This is a genomic window from Streptomyces sp. NPDC058663, assembly GCF_042716745.1.
GTDB lineage: Bacteria > Actinomycetota > Actinomycetes > Streptomycetales > Streptomycetaceae > Streptomyces.
In genome coordinates this window covers 38,880-58,304 of the sequence record NZ_JBHXRV010000005.1, presented here as the reverse complement: position 1 = coordinate 58,304, position 19,425 = coordinate 38,880, and the positions used below count along the sequence as shown (strand labels likewise).

20 protein-coding genes, 4 tRNA genes and 1 pseudogene are annotated in these 19,425 nt (G+C 70.6%); 18 read left to right on the top strand and 7 right to left on the bottom strand.

Annotated features, from left to right (window positions below):
* Positions 1–61: 61 nt before the first annotated feature.
* Genes ACFWVV_RS05100 through ACFWVV_RS05090 form a run of 3 tightly spaced genes read left to right on the top strand, consistent with a single transcriptional unit; the run spans position 62 to position 2,417 of the window.
* Positions 62–934, top strand: coding sequence for a DsbA family protein (locus tag ACFWVV_RS05100; protein WP_384343458.1), 873 nt, complete (start codon positions 62–64; stop codon positions 932–934).
* Entirely contained in the window at positions 931–1,797 is an 867-nt protein-coding gene (locus tag ACFWVV_RS05095; protein WP_384343460.1) for a cytochrome c biogenesis CcdA family protein, read from the top strand. Before ACFWVV_RS05100 ends, ACFWVV_RS05095 begins: the two co-directional genes overlap by 4 nt.
* Entirely contained in the window at positions 1,794–2,417 is a 624-nt protein-coding gene (locus ACFWVV_RS05090) for a DUF4870 domain-containing protein (protein WP_384343463.1), read from the top strand. The genes ACFWVV_RS05095 and ACFWVV_RS05090 overlap by 4 nt, the downstream gene beginning before the upstream one ends.
* Positions 2,418–2,537: 120 nt before the next feature.
* Here the strand turns inward: ACFWVV_RS05090 and ACFWVV_RS05085 are convergent, their stop codons facing one another.
* The 5 genes from ACFWVV_RS05085 to ACFWVV_RS05065 all read right to left on the bottom strand — a co-directional run bounded on the left by ACFWVV_RS05085 (position 2,538) and on the right by ACFWVV_RS05065 (position 5,270).
* Complete coding sequence (locus ACFWVV_RS05085) at positions 2,538–3,095, bottom strand: Uma2 family endonuclease (protein WP_384343466.1); 558 nt, start codon at positions 3,093–3,095, stop codon at positions 2,538–2,540.
* Between the two features lie 251 nt (positions 3,096–3,346).
* A tRNA-Phe gene (locus tag ACFWVV_RS05080) sits at positions 3,347–3,423 on the bottom strand.
* A 20-nt stretch (positions 3,424–3,443) separates the two neighbouring features.
* Positions 3,444–3,518 (bottom strand) — tRNA-Asp (locus ACFWVV_RS05075).
* A gap of 47 nt (positions 3,519–3,565) precedes the next feature.
* Positions 3,566–3,638: transfer RNA gene (locus ACFWVV_RS05070), tRNA-Glu, on the bottom strand.
* Positions 3,639–3,719: 81 nt separating this feature from the next.
* Positions 3,720–5,270: a metallophosphoesterase gene (locus ACFWVV_RS05065; RefSeq protein ID WP_384343468.1), complete on the bottom strand. Its 1,551-nt coding sequence runs from the start codon at positions 5,268–5,270 to the stop codon at positions 3,720–3,722.
* A 59-nt stretch (positions 5,271–5,329) separates the two neighbouring features.
* Between ACFWVV_RS05065 and ACFWVV_RS05060 the strand changes: the two genes are divergently transcribed.
* The 6 genes from ACFWVV_RS05060 (at position 5,330) to ACFWVV_RS05035 (ending at position 10,595) form a co-directional block, all read left to right on the top strand.
* A complete protein-coding gene (locus tag ACFWVV_RS05060; RefSeq protein ID WP_384343471.1) occupies positions 5,330–5,680 on the top strand; it encodes a metallopeptidase family protein in 351 nt (116 codons plus the stop codon).
* Positions 5,677–6,255 (top strand): fluoride efflux transporter FluC, encoded by a 579-nt coding sequence (locus ACFWVV_RS05055; RefSeq protein ID WP_384343474.1) that lies wholly within the window; start codon positions 5,677–5,679, stop codon positions 6,253–6,255. Before ACFWVV_RS05060 ends, ACFWVV_RS05055 begins: the two co-directional genes overlap by 4 nt.
* Positions 6,252–6,626, top strand: a complete 375-nt coding sequence (crcB, locus tag ACFWVV_RS05050; protein WP_384343477.1) for a fluoride efflux transporter CrcB — start codon at positions 6,252–6,254, stop codon at positions 6,624–6,626. Before ACFWVV_RS05055 ends, crcB begins: the two co-directional genes overlap by 4 nt.
* Before the next feature lie 267 nt (positions 6,627–6,893).
* Positions 6,894–7,490: a hypothetical protein gene (locus tag ACFWVV_RS05045; RefSeq protein ID WP_384343480.1), complete on the top strand. Its 597-nt coding sequence runs from the start codon at positions 6,894–6,896 to the stop codon at positions 7,488–7,490.
* Between the two features lie 194 nt (positions 7,491–7,684).
* On the top strand, positions 7,685–10,171 hold the full coding sequence (locus ACFWVV_RS05040; protein ID WP_384343483.1) for a DEAD/DEAH box helicase: 2,487 nt from the start codon (positions 7,685–7,687) through the stop codon (positions 10,169–10,171).
* Between the two features lie 351 nt (positions 10,172–10,522).
* Positions 10,523–10,595, top strand: a tRNA-Lys gene (locus ACFWVV_RS05035).
* A 141-nt stretch (positions 10,596–10,736) separates the two neighbouring features.
* Here ACFWVV_RS05035 and ACFWVV_RS05030 read toward each other — a convergent pair.
* Positions 10,737–11,361: pseudogene (locus ACFWVV_RS05030) on the bottom strand (site-specific integrase); the annotation flags it as partial.
* Between the two features lie 8 nt (positions 11,362–11,369).
* On the opposite strand from ACFWVV_RS05030, the gene ACFWVV_RS05025 reads away from it, so the two are divergent.
* Complete coding sequence (locus ACFWVV_RS05025) at positions 11,370–11,906, top strand: bifunctional DNA primase/polymerase (RefSeq protein ID WP_384343486.1); 537 nt, start codon at positions 11,370–11,372, stop codon at positions 11,904–11,906.
* On the top strand, positions 11,903–13,480 hold the full coding sequence (locus tag ACFWVV_RS05020) for a hypothetical protein (protein ID WP_384343489.1): 1,578 nt from the start codon (positions 11,903–11,905) through the stop codon (positions 13,478–13,480). The genes ACFWVV_RS05025 and ACFWVV_RS05020 overlap by 4 nt, the downstream gene beginning before the upstream one ends.
* A gap of 635 nt (positions 13,481–14,115) precedes the next feature.
* Here ACFWVV_RS05020 and ACFWVV_RS05015 read toward each other — a convergent pair.
* Positions 14,116–14,724 carry a hypothetical protein gene (locus ACFWVV_RS05015; protein ID WP_384343491.1) on the bottom strand — a complete coding sequence of 203 codons (609 nt, stop codon included), beginning with the start codon at positions 14,722–14,724 and terminating at the stop codon, positions 14,116–14,118.
* A 152-nt stretch (positions 14,725–14,876) separates the two neighbouring features.
* Here ACFWVV_RS05015 and ACFWVV_RS05010 point away from each other — a divergent pair, with 152 nt between their 5' ends.
* From ACFWVV_RS05010 to ACFWVV_RS04980, 7 genes are all read left to right on the top strand, one after another.
* Positions 14,877–16,115: a helix-turn-helix domain-containing protein gene (locus tag ACFWVV_RS05010; protein ID WP_384343494.1), complete on the top strand. Its 1,239-nt coding sequence runs from the start codon at positions 14,877–14,879 to the stop codon at positions 16,113–16,115.
* Between the two features lie 94 nt (positions 16,116–16,209).
* A complete protein-coding gene (locus ACFWVV_RS05005; RefSeq protein ID WP_384343496.1) occupies positions 16,210–16,413 on the top strand; it encodes a hypothetical protein in 204 nt (67 codons plus the stop codon).
* Positions 16,410–16,694, top strand: a complete 285-nt coding sequence (locus tag ACFWVV_RS05000) for a hypothetical protein (protein WP_384343499.1) — start codon at positions 16,410–16,412, stop codon at positions 16,692–16,694. Before ACFWVV_RS05005 ends, ACFWVV_RS05000 begins: the two co-directional genes overlap by 4 nt.
* A 293-nt stretch (positions 16,695–16,987) precedes the next feature.
* On the top strand, positions 16,988–17,116 hold the full coding sequence (locus ACFWVV_RS04995) for a hypothetical protein (protein ID WP_384343502.1): 129 nt from the start codon (positions 16,988–16,990) through the stop codon (positions 17,114–17,116).
* Positions 17,106–17,576 carry a hypothetical protein gene (locus ACFWVV_RS04990; RefSeq protein WP_384343505.1) on the top strand — a complete coding sequence of 157 codons (471 nt, stop codon included), beginning with the start codon at positions 17,106–17,108 and terminating at the stop codon, positions 17,574–17,576. Before ACFWVV_RS04995 ends, ACFWVV_RS04990 begins: the two co-directional genes overlap by 11 nt.
* An 88-nt stretch (positions 17,577–17,664) precedes the next feature.
* Positions 17,665–18,786 (top strand): adenosylhomocysteinase, encoded by a 1,122-nt coding sequence (locus ACFWVV_RS04985; RefSeq protein ID WP_384343508.1) that lies wholly within the window; start codon positions 17,665–17,667, stop codon positions 18,784–18,786.
* A gap of 7 nt (positions 18,787–18,793) precedes the next feature.
* Positions 18,794–19,336 (top strand): NUDIX hydrolase, encoded by a 543-nt coding sequence (locus ACFWVV_RS04980; RefSeq protein WP_384343510.1) that lies wholly within the window; start codon positions 18,794–18,796, stop codon positions 19,334–19,336.
* The last annotated feature ends 89 nt before the right edge of the window (positions 19,337–19,425 follow it).

Below are 19,425 nucleotides of genomic sequence, written 5' to 3'. Positions count from 1 at the left end.
GGCGCCGCTTCGGCATGCCCTCGTTCACCGCCCGACCTCAGAGACGCCCAGGAGCTCCCCCATGTCCACGCCCCCCAGCAGCACCAAGAACACCAGCACCACCAAGAGCACCAAGAGCACCAAGAACGCCAAGCGCAAGAACATCCTCATCGGTGCCGGAGTGGCCGTCGCCGCCCTCGCCCTCGGCGCGGTCTCGTACTCCGCGACCAAGCCCGCCGACAACACCCTCGGCATGACCGAGGAGCCCGCCGCCTCCGTCTCCGCCGACCCGCAGAACGGCGTCTACCCCGAGCTGGAGAAGCTGGCCCGCCGCGCGGACGGCGACAAGCTGGCGCTGGGCCGGGCCGACGCCCCCGTGGTGATGGTCGAGTACGCCGACTTCAAGTGCGGCTTCTGCGGCAAGTTCGCCCGTGACACCGAGCCGGAGCTGATCAAGAAGTACGTCGACAACGGCACCCTGCGCATCGAGTGGCGCAACTTCCCGATCTTCGGCGCGGAGTCCGAGGCCGCCGCGCGCGCCTCCTGGGCGGCGGGGCAGCAGGGCCGCTTCTGGGAGTTCCACCGGGCCGCCTACGCCAAGGGCGCCAAGGAGAAGGGCTTCGGCGACGCGCGGCTGACGGAGCTCGCCAAGGAGGCCGGGGTCGATGACCTGGCCCGGTTCACCTCCGACGTGGCGGGCAAGCAGGCCAAGGACGCCGTGCAGAAGGACCAGCAGGAGGCGTACGGGCTCGGCGCCAGCGCCACCCCGGCCTTCCTGATCAACGGCCGCCCGATCGCCGGCGCGCAGCCCGACGAGGTCTTCCAGCAGGCCATCGAGCAGGCCGCCAGGACGGCGAAGCCGGCGGGGAAGACCCCCGGGGGCGGCCCGGGTAAGACCCCCGGGGCCGGCGCCGGGGACACCTCCGACGCCGGCGCCGAGGGGCAGCGGAAGTGACCGCGAACATCGGCTACTTCGCCGCCTTCCTCGGCGGCCTGCTCGCCCTCGTCAGCCCGTGCAGCGCCCTGCTGCTGCCCGCCTTCTTCGCGTACTCCATCGACTCCAGGTCCCGGCTGCTGGCCCGTACCGGCATCTTCTACGCCGGGCTGGCGACGACCCTGGTGCCGCTGGGGGCGGCGGGGTCGTACGCCGGACGGTTCTTCTACGGCAACCGCGACCTGCTGGTCACCGTGGCCGGCACCGTGATCATCGCCCTGGGGATCGCCCAGATCCTCGGCATGGGCTTCGCCTCGAAGAAGATGGCCGAGCTCTCCGGCCGCATCAGACCCACCACCGCCCTCTCCGTCTACGCACTCGGCGCGGTCTACGGCCTGGCCGGGTTCTGCGCGGGCCCCATCCTCGGCAGCGTCCTCACCGTCGCGGCGATGGGCGGCAACCCGGTCTACGGCGGCCTCCTCCTGGCGGTCTACGCACTCGGCATGGCCGTCCCCCTCTTCCTGCTCGCGCTCCTCTGGGAACGTTTCGAACTGGGCAGGCGCCGCTGGCTGCGCGGCTGCACGCTCACCCTGGGCCGCTTCGAGCTGCACACCACCTCCCTCCTCTCCGGGCTCTTCTTCATCGCCCTGGGAGCCGTCTTCCTGCTCTTCGACGGCACGACCGCCCTGCCCGGCCTGCTCGACGTGGACGACTCCTTCGCCCTGGAACAGTGGGCGAGCGGCCTCGGCGACGCGGTCCCGGACTGGGCTCTGCTGGCGGCAGTGGTGGCCGTGGTGGGCCTGTTGCTGGTGATACGGGGGATGCGTGGACGGGACAATGATCATGACCCGCACGGCCTACCCGAGGAACGACTTCCCCGATGACCACCCCTCCGCCCGCCCGGCCGCCCCAGGACCCGAACGGCGCCGGCCCCTACGGCTACCCGCAGGGCGGCGACTCCTACGGCCACCCGGGCCCGTCGCCGTACGGCACCTCCGGCCCGTACGGCGCCCCCTACGCATCGCCCGACCCCTACGCAACGCCCGGCCCGTACGGCGCACCGGGCCCGTACGGCACCCCGGGCTACGGCATGCCGGGCACACCGCCCATGAACACCTCGTCCGCGATGTGGGCGCACCTGGGCACGCTCCTCGCGCTCACCATCGGCTCCGGCGTCACCTGCGGTCTCTCCGGGCTCGGCGCCTGGGTGGTCGGACTCTCGATCCGTTCCGGCGCCCGCGACCCGTTCACCCGGCAGCACGCGACGGCCGCACTGAACCTCGCGCTGACCTCGCTGATCTACAGCGCGGGCCTGGTCGCCGTGTCCCTGCTGCTGTCGCTCCTGCCGGGGATGGTGGCGGCGCTCCAGGTGGTGCCGATGGTGCTGCTCCTCGCGTACGGCATCACGGCACTCGTCTTCATGATCCTCGCGACGGTCGCCGCCAACAAAGGCCGCCCGTACCGCTACCCGTCGTTCCTGGCGTTCCCGATGGCCAAGGCCTGATCCGGGAGCAGCAGCCGGACACGAGGGCCTGGTGTTCCCGCGACGTCCGCGGTGGCACCAGGCCCTCGTCTGCGCCTGAGCGCGTCGTCCACCGAACCCTTCACACGAAGTCCGCGCAGCTCAGGAGGGGTGGCTCGGCGTCCCCGAATCGGGGCGTGGCAGTTCGTCCAGGTCGAGGGTGTAGGTCCGCCCGTCGGACAGCTCGATGGGGAGTTTGCCTGTGCCGTACTTGTGGGTGTGCATCGCGACATAGCCGCTGCCGGTGGGCTGAGTATGGACGACGACCTCGGCGGCGTACGGGTCCACGATCACGTAGACCGGGATGCCGTAACGGCCGTACTTGGCGGTGCAGTCGTCGTAGTCCTTGCGGGCCGAGGAGGTCGAGACGACCTCGGAGATCAGCAGCACGTCCTCGAAGCTGTAGCGCTTGCCCTGCTTCTGCGCGTCCTCGCGCAGGATCGCCAGATCCGGAGCGGAGTTCTCGTCGGCCGGGAAATCGAGATACACGTCAGAGGTGACCTTGGCATGACGCCCCAGCGCGAGGGAGTCGATCTGCATCGAGCGGATCGTGCTGGAGTGCTCCTCGCTCTGCGGAGTCATGATCACCTTCCCGTCGACACCGAAGAAGACCGCGTATCCCTCGGGGAACTCGGTCTGCACGATCGCGTCAACACTCATCAACGGCTCCTTCCCGGATGAAAGCAGGATACGGCGGCCGGTTCCCAGGCATCTGACTTCCCGGTTGCAGGATCACACTCCGAGAGTTCGGCTGCTCGTCGAACCGGCCTCTGCTGACGCGGGACCTGCGTCTCCCGTCGGGCCGGTGTCGTACGCAGCCTTCGACGGTCGGCTGCCGACAGGGTGGGCCGCCTGCCCGGGAATGCAACGAGAACGTCCCGGACAGCATGCTGTCCGGGACGTTCTCAAAGTGGTGGCTGGGGCCGGGATCGAACCGGCGACCTATCGCTTTTCAGGCGATCGCTCGTACCAACTGAGCTACCCAGCCACTGCGGCCGAAGCCACAAGCGGTCCTGACGGGATTTGAACCCGCGGCCTCCACCTTGACAGGGTGGCGAGCACTCCAAACTGCTCCACAGGACCAAGCAATGTGCGAGACGAGCTGACGCAAGTTTCGCACACGTGTTGCGTGCCCCCAACGGGATTCGAACCCGTGCTACCGCCTTGAAAGGGCGGCGTCCTGGGCCACTAGACGATGAGGGCTAATTGGCCCGCCTTTGCGCTTCGCAGCGCGTCGGGGACGTCAGAAGCATATGGGATGCCGGGGGGGTTCGCCAAAACGGTTTAGCGGGCGGCGGGGGCGGGGGTCTTCGAGGGCGTGTCGGCGGGGTGGTCGCCGGGGGTGTTCTCCTCCGGGAGACGACGGCTGACCTCCGCCGTCGACAGGCCCAGACCGCCCAGGGTGATCTCGTCCCAGGCCTGCAGGCGGCGGGTTTCGCGGTCCAGGTAGAGCAGGGAGACGCGGATCTTCTGCGGGTCGTCGCCCTCGACGGCGCGCAGTCCGCCGCCGCCCGTGGAGCCCTCGACCATCAGACGGGTGCCGCCCTTCATGACCTCGGTCCTGCGTTCGTGGGTGTGCCCGGCGAGGGCGAGCGGAACCTCGCCGTCGGTCTGGGCGGCGGCGACCGGGTTGTGTGCGACCGCGATGTCGACGGGGGTGCGGGCGGCTTTTTGGTCGCGCAGGGCGGCGGCGAGCTGGACCCCGGCGACGCGTTCGCTGTCGTCACCCCCGGCCTCGACCGAGCGGTCCGGGGTGAACTGCGGGTCTCCCATGCCCGCGACGCGCAGCCCGCCCGCGACGGTGACCGCCCCGCCGTGGTCCAGGACGTGCACGTTCTTCAGCCGTGACATGTACGCCTGGGTCTGCGCGGAGTCGTGGTTTCCGCGGACCCAGAGGTAGGGGGCGCCCAGGTCGGGGATCGGGTCCAGGAAGGCGTTCTCGGCGGCGCTGCCGTGGTCCATGGTGTCGCCCGAGTCGATGATCGCGTCGATGTCGTACTGCTCGACCAGTGAGCCGATGATGTGCCAGGACGCCGGGTTGAGGTGGATGTCCGAGACGTGCAGGACGCGCATCGTGCTGGGGGAGGGCTGGTAGGCGGGGAGGGAGGAGGTGGCGTTGTAGAGCTTGGTGACGTTGGTGACCAGGCGGGCCAGTTCCTGCTGGTAGACGTTGAATTCGGCCACGATGTTGCGCGCGTCGCCGACCACCGAGGGCGCCGAGGAGAGCAGTCCGGAGAACTTCGGCTCCAGCACGGACTTGGGGTTCCAGGTGGCGTACGCGGTGACGCCCGAGGCCGTCAGGAGGGCGAGCGCCAGCCCGCCGGCGGCCAGGGCGCGGCGGGGGCGGCGGTAGACCACGAGCCCGAGGGCCGTGGCGCCGGCGAGGACCGCGACGGAGGACCGCAGAGCCAGGTCCAGTGTTCCGGCGCCCACGTCCCCGGTGATCTCCTCCTGTAGCCCCGAGATCCGTTCCGGGTGGCTGACCAGGGCGGACGCCCGTTCCGGGTCGAGCTGGTCGACGTCCACATCGAGGCGGACGGGGCCGAGGTGGGAGTCGAGCTCCAGGGCGCCCAGGGGAGACACGTTGATCTTGGTGCCGCCGGCGAGGGAGGGGCGCAGGGTCATCGTGGTGTCCACGGGGCCCACGGGGGTGCGGACGGCGCCGACGACGAGCAGTCCCAGCCAGGCCCCGACGAGCACGACCGCCACCAGACCGAGCGCGCGGGCCCACGGGTGGGGCGTGTGGAGCAGCGTGCTGGTGGGGGCCGGGTCGTGCGAGCGGTACTGGCGGACCAGGCGCGCTGCGGTGGCGCGAATGCGGTGGGCTCGGGCCATTGGGCCCGTATGCCCAGGAGCGCGGGCGGCCATGCCGGGTGGTGGATGAGAATGGGCGCGTGCTGGAGATGACGCGTGAGGAGTTCGAGGAACTGGTCGCCGAGGCCCTGGACCGGATACCGCCGGAGTTGACGCGGTTGATGGACAACGTCGCGGTGTTCGTCGAGGACGAGCCCGCGAAGGACGATCCGGAGCTGCTCGGCCTGTACGAGGGGACGCCGCTGACCGATCGCGGGGAGTGGTACGCGGGGGTGCTGCCGGACCGCATCACGATCTACCGGGGGCCGACCCTGCGGATGTGCGAGGACCGGGCGGACGTGGTCGCGGAGACCGAAATCACCGTGGTTCATGAAATCGCCCACCATTTCGGGATCGACGACGAACGGTTGCACGCGCTGGGGTACGGGTGAGCGGCCCGTCGGGCTCCGGGGGCTCCGCGGCGGGCTCCGGGCGCTCCACCGGCTCTGCGGGCTCCACAGGCTTCACGGGCTCCGCGAGCCCCACGGCGGCGAGCACGGGTCTCCTCGGGAGCGGGCCCGTGCTCGCCGCCGTCGCGGCGGGCGGTGCGCTCGGTGCCGCCGCGCGCTACGGGGCGCTGCTGCTGTGGCCCGCGCCCGCCGGGAGCTTTCCCTGGGCGGTGTGCGCGGTCAACGTGCTGGGCTCCGCGCTCATCGGGGTGCTGATGGCGCTGGTCGCCGAGGGCGGGCGTACCGCGCATCCGCTGGTGCGGCCGTTCCTGGGGGTGGGGCTGCTCGGGGGCTTCACCTCGTTCTCCACGTACGCGATGGACGTCAGCGCCCTGCTCGGGCGGGGGGAGCTGCTCACGGCGATGGCGTACGCGCTCGGAACGGCGGGCGGAGCGCTGGGCGCGGTGTGGTCGGCGGCGTGGGTGACGCGGCGCGCGGTCGGCGGGGACGGCAGCGCGGCGGGCGGCACGCCGGGTGGGCTTGACGGACGGTTCGCGGGCCACGGGGGCGGCCGGTGAACTGGCTGCTGGTGGTCGTGGGCGGGGCGATCGGCGCGCCCCTGCGGTATCTGACGGACCGTGCGGTGCGGGCACGGCAGGGGGCCGGGTTTCCCTGGGGCACGTTGACGGTGAACGCGGCAGGGAGCCTGGTGCTCGGCGTGGTGACCGGGGCGGTCGCGGCCGGCGCGGCCTCCAACTCCGTACAGCTCTTCGTCGGAACGGGCCTGTGCGGGGCGCTCACCACGTACTCGACCTTCTCGTACGAGACCCTGCGGCTGGCGGAGGGCGGGCAGCGGTTCCTCGCGGGGGCGAACGTGGCGGTGTCGGTGCTGGCCGGGCTGGGCGCGGTGGGGCTCGGGACGGCACTGGGGCGGGGGTTGGGCGGGTAGCGCGGGCGTGGTGGTGGCGTGGGGGCGCGGTCCGGTGGGGTGCCGGTCAGGTCCGGGAGCGGAGCCGCAGTGGATCCCGGCGCGGTGCCCGGCGGGGTCCGCGCGGGGCGGTCGTGCGGTGCCGGTCGGGGGTGGGCGCGTGTCCCCGGCGGGGCAAAGGGAGTTGAGGGGGCAGACCCCAACCCGCCTTACGGCTCCCCGGCCGCCGCAGCGCATCCCCGTGTGTCTGCCCGGCCTTCCCGGGGCCGTCCTCCCGGAGGTGCGCCCGTGCGCCAGCTGCCCACCCCTGTCCGACTCGCCGCCGCGGCGCTCGCGGTGGCGGCTTCCGCAGGCTGCATGAGCGTGAGCGACGAAGGGGGCAAGCCGCTGCCCGCCCGCCCCGCGGCCAAGCAGGAACAGGCGGGGCCCGACGGCGGCGGCGCCGCGGTGGGCGGCGAGGGGCGGGGACGTACCGAAGGGAAGCCGGTGTCCCGGAGCGAGGGCGCGCCCGGGGCCGGGGAGAGCGGGGCCGCCGTGACGCCGGGGCCCAGCGCGTCGCCCGGCCCCGAGGCCACCCCGTCGAAGGGCGCACCGGGCGCCAGGCCGTCCCCGGGGGCCACCCGGCCCCCGCAGACCCCGGGGGCGCCGAAGCCCTCGGCGCCCCGGCCGACCAAGAACCCCACGACACCCCGGCCACCGGTGAGCAGCCCGCCGGAGCCGACGCCGACACAGCCGCCGGAGCCGAGCGTGCCGCCCACGCCCTCGGAGACTCCGCCCGCCGAGAACCGGGCGGCGGGGATGCCGGAACCCGTCGAGTACGACCGGGCCGGCTTCCACGGGACGCGCCCGGGGCCGGCGGTATATCCGCAGGTGAAAGCGGTGTAGGACGCTGGATTTGCCAGGTGCGGGGGAGGGTGCGTATGGTTATAGATCGTTTGATCCCATTGCCCGGCGCCGAAAAAGAAGAGCGCCGTGTGGCGCGTACTCTCCCTTGCCGTGACTGACCGCATCGAGGCGGTTTCACTTGCGATTCACGGAGTTTGGGCGCGTGCCGAGACTCCGAGAGGTTTCGCATCCGCATGTCTGTTTCCAGTTCTGACCGCACCGCCATGCCCACTGAGGCCGCCGAGCAGCAGCTCGACGCCGCCACGGTCGAGGTTGTCGAGACGGTCACCGTCGACGTCGAGAGCGTCGACCCCACCGAGGTCGTCGAGGCCGCCACCGAGATCGTCGCGTCGGCCGAGGCCGCCGCCGGCGAGCCGGCTGCCCGTGAGACCGCCGGCGAGCCGGTCGCCGAGACCCTCGCCGAAGAGGTCGCAGCCGAGATCGTCGAGATCGTCGAGGCCGCCGCGACCGAGGCCGAGGTGGTGGCCGGCGAGGCCGCCGCCGAGTCCATCGAGGACGACGCCGAGCCCGTCCACACCGGCCCCACCTTCAGCGACCTGGGCCTGCCCGAGGGCATCGTCCGCAAGCTCGCCCAGAACGGCGTCACCGCACCCTTCCCGATCCAGGCCGCGACCATCCCGGACGCCCTGGCCGGCAAGGACATCCTGGGCCGTGGCCGTACCGGCTCCGGCAAGACCCTCTCCTTCGGTCTGCCGACCCTGGCCTCGCTGGCCGGCGGCACCACGGAGAAGAAGAAGCCCCGCGCGATCATCCTCACGCCGACCCGTGAGCTCGCGATGCAGGTGGCCGACGCCCTCCAGCCGTACGGCGACGTGCTCGGCCTGAAGATGAAGGTCGTCTGCGGCGGTACGTCCATGGGCAACCAGATCTACGCCCTGGAGCGCGGTGTCGACGTCCTCGTCGCCACCCCGGGCCGCCTGCGCGACCTGCTGAACCGTGGCGCCGCGTCCCTGGAGAACGTCCAGATCGCCGTACTCGACGAGGCCGACCAGATGTCGGACCTGGGCTTCCTGCCCGAGGTCACCGAGCTGCTCGACCAGATCCCCGGCGGCGGCCAGCGGATGCTCTTCTCCGCGACGATGGAGAACGAGATCTCCACCCTGGTCAAGCGCTACCTGACGAACCCCGTCACGCACGAGGTCGACAGCGCGCAGGGCAACGTCTCTACCATGACCCACCACGTCCTCGTCGTGAAGCCGAAGGACAAGGCGCCGGTCACGGCCGCGATCGCCGCCCGCAAGGGCCGCACGATCATCTTCGTCCGCACCCAGCTGGGCGCGGACCGCATCGCCGAGCAGCTCCAGGACTCGGGCGTCAAGGCCGACGCCCTGCACGGCGGCATGACGCAGGGCGCCCGTACCCGCGTCCTCGAGGACTTCAAGAAGGGCTACGTCAACGCCCTGGTCGCCACCGACGTCGCCGCCCGCGGCATCCACGTCGACGGCATCGACCTGGTGCTGAACGTGGACCCGGCCGGCGACCACAAGGACTACCTGCACCGCTCGGGCCGTACCGCCCGTGCCGGCAAGTCCGGTGTCGTCGTCTCCCTGTCGCTGCCGCACCAGCGCCGCCAGATCTTCAAGCTGATGGAGGACGCGGGCGTCGACGCCTCGCGTCACATGGTCGGCGGTTCGGGCGCGTTCGACCCGGAGGTCGCCGAGATCACCGGCGCCCGTTCGCTGACCGAGGTCCAGGCCGACTCCGCGACCAACGCGGCCAAGCAGGCCGAGCGCGAGGCCAAGGACCTGGTCAAGGAGCTGGAGCGCGTCCAGCGCCGGGCGACCGAGCTGCGCGAGGAGGCCGACCGTCTGGTCGCCCGCGCCGCCCGTGAGCGTGGCGAGGACCCGGAGGCAGCAGTGGCCGAGGCCGCAGCCGCCGCCGAGGCCGAGGCCGCCGAAGAGGCGCAGGCCGCTGCCGCCGCTGCCGCGAAGGCGGCCGAGGAGGCGCGCCAGCGCCGTGACGACCGCGGCAACTTCGAGCGCCGTGACGACCGCGGCGGTTACCGCGGCAACAATGACCGCGGTGGCGACCGTGGCGGGTTCCGTGGCGGCGACCGTCGTGACGACCGGGGCGGTGACCGCGGCGGCTACCGTGGCGGCGACCGCAACGACCGTCCGTCCGGCGGCTACCGCGGTGGCGACCGCAACGACCGTCCGGCGTCCGGTGGCTTCCGCCGCGACGACCGCGGTGACCGTCCCACCGGTGGTGGCTTCCGCGGCAACGACCGTCGGGACGACCGCGGTGGCGACCGTGGCGGTTTCCGTGGCGGCGACCGTCCGTCCGGTGGCTTCCGCGGCGGCGAGCGCAGCGGCAGCGACCGCCCGGCGGCCACCGGCTACCGCGGCAACGACCGCAGCGACCGTCCGGCGTCCGGTGGCTTCCGCCGCGACGACCGCACCGACCGCCCGGCGTCCGGCGGCTTCCGCCGCGACGACCGCGGCGACCGTCCCACCGGTGGCGGCTTCCGCTCCGGCGGCAGCGACCGTCCGTTCAACCGCGACCGTCGTGACGAGCGTCCCTCGGGCGGCTACCGTGGCGGCGACCGTCCGTCCACCGGCGGCGGCTTCCGCGGTGGCGACCACCGTGGCAGCTCCACCGGCACCGGCACCGGCTCCTTCGGCCGCCGCGACGAGAAGCCGCGCTGGAAGCGCAACGGCTGAGTCGCCGTGACGCCGCGGTAACCCCGCAGTAACCCCCTGAAAAGGGCCCGCTCTTCACGAGCGGGCCCTTTTCTTCTGCCGTATCCGTCACCTGCGGGGATGCGGCAGTCCTCCGGCGCCGACGCGGCCCCTGGGGTCCCTGGCCGAGGCCCGGCGCCACGGGCCCCGGGGGGCCGTGGCCCGAGGCCCGGCGGGAGCCGACGCGCGGCCCCGGGGGGCCGTGGCCGAGGCGTTCCTGCCCACGCTCACGCCCGGGGAGCACCGAGATGTGATCAAGGTTTGACCCCCCGGTGCGCGATACCCGATCGGCCACCGCGACCCGGGCAGCTATGCTCTTGGGAGTCCTGCCGGGGGCCATTAGCTCAATTGGCAGAGCAGCGGACTTTTAATCCGTTGGTTGTCGGTTCGAGTCCGACATGGCCTACAGGACGCGGGTTGACGGTATGCCCGTCTGACCTGCGCTTTAGCGCCCCGTCCGGTTTCCCCGGGCGGGGCGCTTTGCTGTGTCCGCCCCCTTGATTCTTGCCGTGTGAGCCCGAGGTGAGCCCGGCGGTACGGGAAGCCTGGCGCGGTACGAGCCGCGCGGCATCCTCGGCGGCCTTTCGCGCGACCTCGGGAAGAACGCTCGTGTACGTGTCCGAGGTGATCGTGATCGAGGAGTGCCCGAGCATCTCCTGCACCACCTTCATGTCAGCGCCGGCCGCGAGGGCGAGCGTTGCCGCACCGTGGCGCAGGTCGTGCAGCCGGATCGGGGGCAGCCCGGCCTCGGCAGCCAGTCGCTGGAACTGGTCGGTCACCCATGCCGGGTGGAGCCACTCGCCGTTCTCCTGTGTGAAGATCCGGCAGGTCTCGACGTATGCCTCGCCCCACTGGAGACGCTCGGTCATCTGCCGCTTGCGGTGCGCCTTCAGGACTTTCACGGTCTCGGAGTCGAGGGCGACCACACGCTCGCCGCTGTCCGTCTTGGGCGCCGACTCCTCGACCTTCCAACCGCGCTGTACGAGCTGTGTGGCGACCGTGAGCAGCCCGGCGGAGAGATCGGTGTCGGCCCACTGCTGGCCGCATCCCTCGCCCCGACGCAGGCCCCGGAAAGTGATCAGGTGGTACAGCGCGTAAAGGCGGTGCTTCGCCGCCCGGTCGAGGAACTGGCCCGTCTGCTCAGGCGTCCAGACCATGACCGGCGACGGCTTCCGGAGGCGTGCACTACTGGTTTCGTGCTCCGGCCGGTACGACATGGCGCCCGCTTGCGGGTGCGCTTGGCTGGCAGCTCGACGTGCGCGCCGGTTCCTCGTACGCCGTGGCGCCCGGCACGGTCACCCGCTCCGGTACGTACACAGCGCTCGGCGAGTGCCGCACGGTCGCCGAACTGCCGGTGTGGCTCGCGCGCGACCTCGACCGCACCGGGCACCGCGTACGGCCCGAGCGTCCCCATGTCGTGCTGCCCTGGCGTACCCGCAGCATGGGCGGCGGGTACGTGTCCGCCGCTGTCGAGGGCGAGCTGCGGACGGTCGCCGAGGCGCAGGCCGGCACTCGTAACGAGACGCTCAACCGCGCTGCCTTCAACCTCGGCACCCTGTGCGCTGCCGGTCGACTCGACCGCGCACAGCTCGCCGACGTACTCCGTGACGCTGCCCACCATGCTGGGCTGCCCGAGCGCGAGGCTCAGACCGCGATCCGCTCCGGTCTGGCCGCAGGCGAGCGGCAGCCGCGCACCCTTGCCGGGGCCGCCGCGTGACCCACACCCCGACCTTCAACCCGACCACCGCGGCTCGCTCCGTCGTCCCCTTCCCCGCCGCACGGCGGGAAACGGGCGCTGAGCAGGAGCGCGCCCCAAAGGAGGAACGGCAGCCACCGCAGGCCGAGGTGCTGCGCGTGATCGGACAGAACCGCTTCCGGTATCTGCACCACAACGGCGCCCCGTACGCGGTTCCGTATGACGGTCCGCCCATTGCTGTACCGCTGCGGGCCACCGCGCACAGTGGTACCGGCAGCCTGCGGCAGCACCTCACCTATGCGTACGTGACCGAGTACGACCGCACCCCCTCGCAGAGCGCGCTCGCCGACACTCTCGCCGCTCTCGACGCGCTCGCCATGCGAGCCCCCGATACCGAGCTGCCCCTGCGCGTCGCCCACGATTCCGACGATGACGCGGTGACATGGCTCGACCTCGGCCGTCCCGATGGGGAGTCGGTACGCATCGCCCCGGACGGTTGGTCGCTGGCTTCCCCGGACCCCGAGACCGGGCCGGTGTGGCGGCGCAGCAAGCTCGTTCGCCCCTTGCCACGTCCGGACCGGACGCCGGGTGGCTGGCGTCGGGGCATGGAGGAGTTCGCCGCCCTGCTGCCGTTCACGCCCGAGACGCTGCCGCTCGCCGTCGGGTGGTTGCTGGCTGCGCTGCGTCCCGGGATGCCGCGCCCCATCGCCTATCTCACCGGCGAGCAGGGGACGGGCAAGAGCACGTCGGGGCAGATGCTCGCCGGGGTCATCGAGGGCGCCCGCGCGCCGTTGCGGCAGGCTCCCGAGAACCTGCGCGACCTCGGGCCGACCACCGCCGCCGGGTGGGTGCTCGCGCTCGACAACCTCTCGGTTCTGCCCGGTTGGCTGTCCGACGCCCTGTGCCGCATCGTCACGGGCGACGCGCAGGTGACCCGCGCTCTCTACACCGACGACGACGTGAACGTGATCACCGACCAACGCCCCGTTCTACTCACCGGAATTGATCTCGGCGCGCTCCGTAATGACCTCGCCGAACGCATGATGCCGCTCGAACTCGCACCCATCCCACGGAACATGCGGCGCACTGCGGGCTCGCTGTGGTCCGCCTACGAACAAGCACCCCCCCGCATCCTCGGCGCGCTGCTCGACCTCGCCGCCGCCGTGTGGGCCGACCTTCCGCACGCCGCTGCCGACTTGACCGAGCGGCCCCGGCTCGCCGACTTCGCCGAGCTGCTGCATGCACTCGACCGGGTCACCGGCTGGCACAGCCTCGCCACCTTCAACGGCGCGCAAGACGCGCTGAACGATGCGGTCCTCGACGGTCACCCGGCGGCCGGCGCCCTGCGCGAGTGGACCACCTCGCATAACTTCCCGCACGGTGGCTGGCAGGGCACCATGGGCGAGCTGCACCGACTGCTCGGCAGCAACGGCCACGGCTTCGCCGACAGTTGGCCCAAGACGCCTGGCGTACTCAGCGCCCGTATCAAACAGGTAGCCCCCGCGCTTCGTGCCCGAGGTATCCGCGTAAAACGAGCTTCGGGCAGCAACAAGAACGGCAAGGTCTACGCCGTCACCTGTGAACCAGCCTCATGACCCCGGCACCCCCATGCGCCCCGGTACGGCAGCCGCCGCCCGGGGCGCACTCATATCCAGGGGGACGCGCAGGGGACGCCAGAGGGACGCAGGGGACGCACCCCGACCGCGAGGCGTCCCCATCAGCACCCATGAGAACGGGCGCCTCACGCGATACGGGGGACGCGGGGGACGTATCGGCACCCCTTCCCCTCTGTCCCAGTGAGAAAGGGAAGAGGGAAGGAGAGGGGAACCCAGCAACTGCGTCCCCCACGTCCCCACAGTCCTCTGCCAGGGCCCCAAGTGTCCGCGCCGCGACCGGTCGTGTCTTGCGCGCGCGGGCGCGCGTGAGTACTGCACACCACTGACAACAGACAGCGCCAACCCTCCCCGGCATAGCGGCACCTGCGCGCAGCATCCGGTTCCGCCCCCTCTCGCGCGCAAGAGCGTCAGCCCTCCCTCGGGCCAGTACGCGCGCGCCGCGACCGGTCGCAGCACTCTCCGCGCGCGGGAGCGTCAGCCTCTCGTCGCGCGCTCGGGCCACAGAGCGCGCACCGGCACGCCCTTGCCCTCGGCGTAGGCGACCACGTCCGCCGTACCCGCGCGCCGGTTGTCCGGTCCCAGACTGTGAGCGCTTCGCCAGCATGCGTAACGTCTCAGGGGCAGTTGACCCCATGCAGCCCGTCCATGACCCCATTTACCCCGTCACCGCTGACCGACAGCACGCCGCCGTCCTGGTGCCAGCGCATCTCGTAGGTGCCCTCGGCAATGGGGCGGTAGCCGTCATCCGCAGTCCAGGAGCCTGACAGCGACGGCCACCAAGCCACACCGGACGCGCCTACTGCGTACACCTCGCCGTAGCCGAGAAAGAGGACCGAGTACTCCCGCACAACAGCGGTGCAACCGTGGGGGCCCTCGGGGCGAAGCACGTAGTACTCCGAGCCCAGGTCCGGCACCGCGCCGAGCACGGACCCCAGGCCGGCAGTGGCTGCCAGCAATCCTCGTACGACGCGTGGCCCCCTTGCGCGAGGTGCGGGCGCCGTGCCATCCGTCGACCGGTGCCGCACGGCTATGACTCGCATCAGGACCAGCGCCACGGAGAGCAGGACGGCACCCACTGTCCAGCCAAGGATCACGTGCCCAAGGACGACGAGAAGCACGTCGCTCCAGCTCGCAACAACGGCGAGGACCAGGAGCACCGTTGCGGCGGCCGTGTACAGGGCGGACTGTTCTATTCGGCCGACAGGACGTTGATCCGTTGTCATCAGCGCACCCTATGGCTTCGCTCTCGCGGGCACGGGGCGGGGAGGTTCATAGAGCCCCGCTAGGTCTCGGAGCGCACCGTCAAGGGGCTTCGGGTACTGCCCTCGGTACGGGGGCGCTCGGGCGTACCGTGGAAGGGAGGGAAGGGGACACCATGGCAAGTGCGCTCGCTCAGAACGTCCGCAAGTACCGTCGCGCCGTTGGCTTTAGCCAGGAACGGCTAGCCGAAGAGTCCGATCTCTCCATCGGCACCATTCGGAAGATCGAGCAGGGCGGGGACGTACGCACGGACACGCTGCACACCCTCGCTCGGGCGCTCGGGGTGCAGACGAGTGCGCTGTTTGCAACGGATGCACCGGAGCCTGTCGTAGGTGATGAGGGAACTCGGCGCTCCCTGGTGGAACTGCGCAAGGCCCTGATGCCCCCGGTCGGGCTGGATGCCCCCGTTGCGCTGCTCGGGCAACCTACGGACTTGGACGAGCTGCACCACCGGATCAGCGACTGCCACACCCTTTACTGGGCGGACCGATACGACTCGGTGGCACGGGAGTTGCCCGCGCTGTTGCGTGAATCCGAGGTCACAGCGGCGAACGCCGAAGGGGAAGAGGACCGACGTTCCGCCACGACCGCCCGGACGCATTCGCTGTTGCTGGCGGGCAAGTACCTGACCCAAGTTAGGCAGTACGACTTGGCCTATCACTCCCTCTCCGAAGCGATCCGGCTCGCCCGGGAAACAGGCCAGACCCTCACGGCCGGCACGGGCATTGTCGGCTTGTGCTGGCTGTTGCTGCGGCAGGACCGCTTCGACGAGAGCGAGGCTCTGGCCGTTCAAACGGCGGAAGCCATGGAGCCCCGCATGTCGTCTGCCACATCCGGACAGCTCGCGGTGTGGGGCGAGTTGTGGTTGCGCGTCGCGTCCAGCGCCGTACGCAACAACCGCCCCGACGTAGGTGTTGAAGCCCGCCGGATGGCAGGTACGGCCGCTAGCGCATTGGGCAGAGAACACAACAGCTTCCCGAATCACTGGGGCGGTTTCGGGCCCGTCACTACGGCCATGAAGGCGACCGAGGATCTGGCGTTGGTCGGGGATGCTCGCGGAGTGCTTCGCGCTGCGGACGACGGAGTGTTGAGCGGTAAGGCTCTGAAGTCCCTCGGGAAGCCGACCGCACCGAACTGGGGTCGGCATCGGCTGGACGTGGCCCAAGCCCACATGCGGCTCGGCTCGCACGGGGACGCCATGGCCGAACTTGTCGGGCTCCGCGGCACATCCGGCGCGTGGCTTCGGCACCAGCCGCTCGCCCGGTACGTCATGTCGGACGTTCTGAAGTCCCGTAAGCGCACCCTGACGACGGAGATGCGCGACATGGCTTCCTTCCTGGGCGTTTACGAGTAACTACTACGGGGCGTAGCACATACGCCGCGCGCCTGCTCGAACTACCACGAACAGCACGTTGCCTGACGGTTCGTCACAGTCCTACGGTCGACTCATGAGCAGCGAAGCGCGGGCAAGACTCGCGGCCCTCATGGCGGACCACGGTTCGGATGGCGTGCTGTACATCGAATCCGTGCCGGTCGAGGGCGTCACCGCCGAGGACGCCGACCAGGACCCGCCGGCGAGCGTGCTGGACGAGTTGGGCGAACGCGTCTCCGCGTACAACGCGCGTCGCCGGGCGTTCGGGGGTCTCGGATGAGCACCCGCAGCGTCATGCGGTACGTGACGTACAAGCTCCACCAGGACGAGAGCGCGGAGCCTGAATACGAATCCGTGTGCGTGACGGGCGAGGACTCCGACTGTGGCGCCACGTCGCGCCGCTGTGCCGGTCTCGACGACCTAGGTGCGTGGCAGGTCGACCACGCCAAACAGACCGGTCACACCCGCTTCCGCAATGCGTTGGCGCAGTACGTCGTACTCGCCCCGGTCGACGGTTCGGCGTGCACGGTCGTCCCAACGAGATCGGGGGCCGGATCATGATGCACCCCCGCTTACCCGTACGGTCCGGCTGCATCCTGTGCGCGGTCACCGCGCACGGCTCGGCGGACAGCAAGCCCGTGGAAGTCCAGTTGGGACAGCACCGGGCGCACTCGCCGGCTCTCGCCTGCCAGTGGCTCCGAGACCGTGCACGCTGGATCGCGGACCGGTTGGACCCCGAGCCCGAGCACGCCCCCGTACCCGCTGCTGCACTCTATGAAGTGCCCTGTGGCGTACCAGACGCTCCCACGGCCTTACGGGACTGGTGCTCGGACGTCATCCGGCAGTCCGGCGCGGTGTCGGGTCTCGACCGCGGGCAGCGCATCCGGTTCATGGCGCGCGACGACACGACGATGTACGAGCTGTCCGCGGTGCCGGTGGCCGTGCCCTCGCCCTGGGTGCGGCAGGTGCACTGTGACCACTGAGGGGAACGCGAGCGTCGTCCTCATCTGCGGGGCGGAATCCATGCTGTCCGATGTGCTCGTTACCGCTGCACTGGAAATCTCGGGAACGGCGGACCGCAAGCACACCCACCCCAAGATGCGCTGCGATCTCGAACGGCGCCACCAGGGCGAACACCTTGGGATCGTCTGTGAAATCGACGGTCCCGATACGGGCGCGGTGTGGACCCGGTGGACGGACACCCACCCGCCCTACGTCGTTCTCGTACTGCGGGACTGTCCCGCAGCCCAAGACGACCAGGGCGCCCCGTGTGGGCTGTTCGTCGACCACCCAGGGGCGCACTCGTGGGCGCTATCCGATCCCGAGAGCGAAGCAGTCGACGAGCTGTTCAAGCTGTTCCGCCCGCAGCTCGCCGCGCGGTTGTTGCTGGTGGCCCCGGCCACACCGGAACCCCTGCCCGAGCGCACCAGGGCCGATCCCTAGAGCTTCCGCCCCGGTCTGAGTCCACCGCTCGGACTCACCCGGTGACCGGACGGGCCCAAGTCGAATGCCACAAGACGAGAGGGTGACCATGGAAGCTTCGGAACGGGCACGACTAGAGACCTTTTGGCGCAAGATCGCCGAACTGTTCACCCCGGCGGAACGCCCGTCCTCGCTCCTGGTGACTCACCTGTTGCCCGAGCGCCCCGCGTTCGTACGTGCGGTCGGCACGGTCTCGGAACTTCGGGCCGTGCTCCCCAAGCCCAAGTCCATCACCGCTGTCGCCCGACGGGAAGTCGAATCCAGCTTCACCGTGGACGAGTTGACCCGTGAGCTGTTCGCCGACCCTGATCAGGCCGTGGCGTACCTCGAATCCCGGGCAGCCGGCGAATCGCTCGTCCTGCTGGACGTTGGCGGGTACTTCGCCCCCGTGCTGGACGCGCTCTGTGAACGGTTCTCGGGAACCGTCCTCGGGGTGGTCGAGGACACCGAGAACGGGCACCGACGCTACGCCGAGCGGGACAAACTGCCGTGCCCCGTGGTCTCCGTCGCGCGGAGCCCACTCAAAGATCCGGAAGACTTCCTGGTCGGTCAGAGCGTGGTGTTCTCCACCGAAGCCCTGTTGCGAGGGCGAGGGGACATCCTGCACGGGCGTCCGGCCCTGGTGATCGGCTTCGGCAAGCTCGGGTCCAGCATCGCGCGTCTGCTGCACGCCAAGGGTGTGCACGTCACGGTGTACGACATCGACCCCGTACGGCGCGCACAAGCCCTCTCGCAAGGGTACGCCGTAGCGAGAAACCGCGAAGCGTCGTTGAGCACGGCGGGACTGGTGCTCTGCGCAACAGGCTCCATGGCGCTGCGGGGCGAGGACTTCCCGCAACTCAAGAACGGGGCGTACGTCGCCACCGTGACCAGCTCGGAAGACGAGTTGGAGCTAGCCGGCCTGCCGGACGGTTACACCCGGAACAGCGCGCAAGAGCACGTGACCCGGTTCGAGACGACCGGGCACTACTTCTACTTGCTCAACGGAGGTGAGGCGGTCAACTTCATCCACGGCGCAAGCGTCGGGCCCTTCATCTTCCTTGTCCAAGCCGAGATCCTCGCGGGCGTCCGTGCGCTCGCTCGCGGAGACCTCACCCCCGCCGTACACGAGATCTCGGCGGACGAGCGAAGCACCATCGCCCTTACCTGGCTCAACTACTTCAACAGGTGATCACCCCATGGCCATCACGCCCGAGCACATCCGAGAGACGTTCACGGAGTACGCCGACGCGCACCCCGACGAGAAAGCCGCGCTGTCCCTGGTGCTCGAATCGTTGGACAAGGACGCCGACTTGACCAGCCGCAAGACCGAGCCCGTACACGTCACGGCGGGGGCCGTGCTCGTCGACGACAACGGCGAAGTGCTGTTCATCCACCACAAGGGATTGAACAAGTACCTCACCCCCGGCGGACACCTGGAGCCCGAGGACCCGAACCTACTGGGCGCCGCGCTCCGCGAACTCAGCGAAGAGACCGGCATCCGGTCCAGCATCGCCCCCCTTCTGCCGGGGCCGGTACACATCGACGTGCACGAGATCCCGGCGAGCAAGAGCAAGGGCGAGCCGGCACACCAGCACGCGGACGTGCGGTACCTCTTCCGCGCGACCGGGCCCGTGGAAGTCGAGTTGCAGGAAGAGGAAGTAAGCGGCTTCGTATGGCGGAGCCCCGACACCCTCACCGACGAGCGGTTGCGGAGCCGAGTCCTCGCCGCACTCCGCTAACCCACCGCCGGCCCCGGCTGCCTCTCACCCCCGAGGGAGGTGGCCGGGGCTTTCCCTTTCCCGTCCGCCATTTCTCTGCCGTGGTGGAG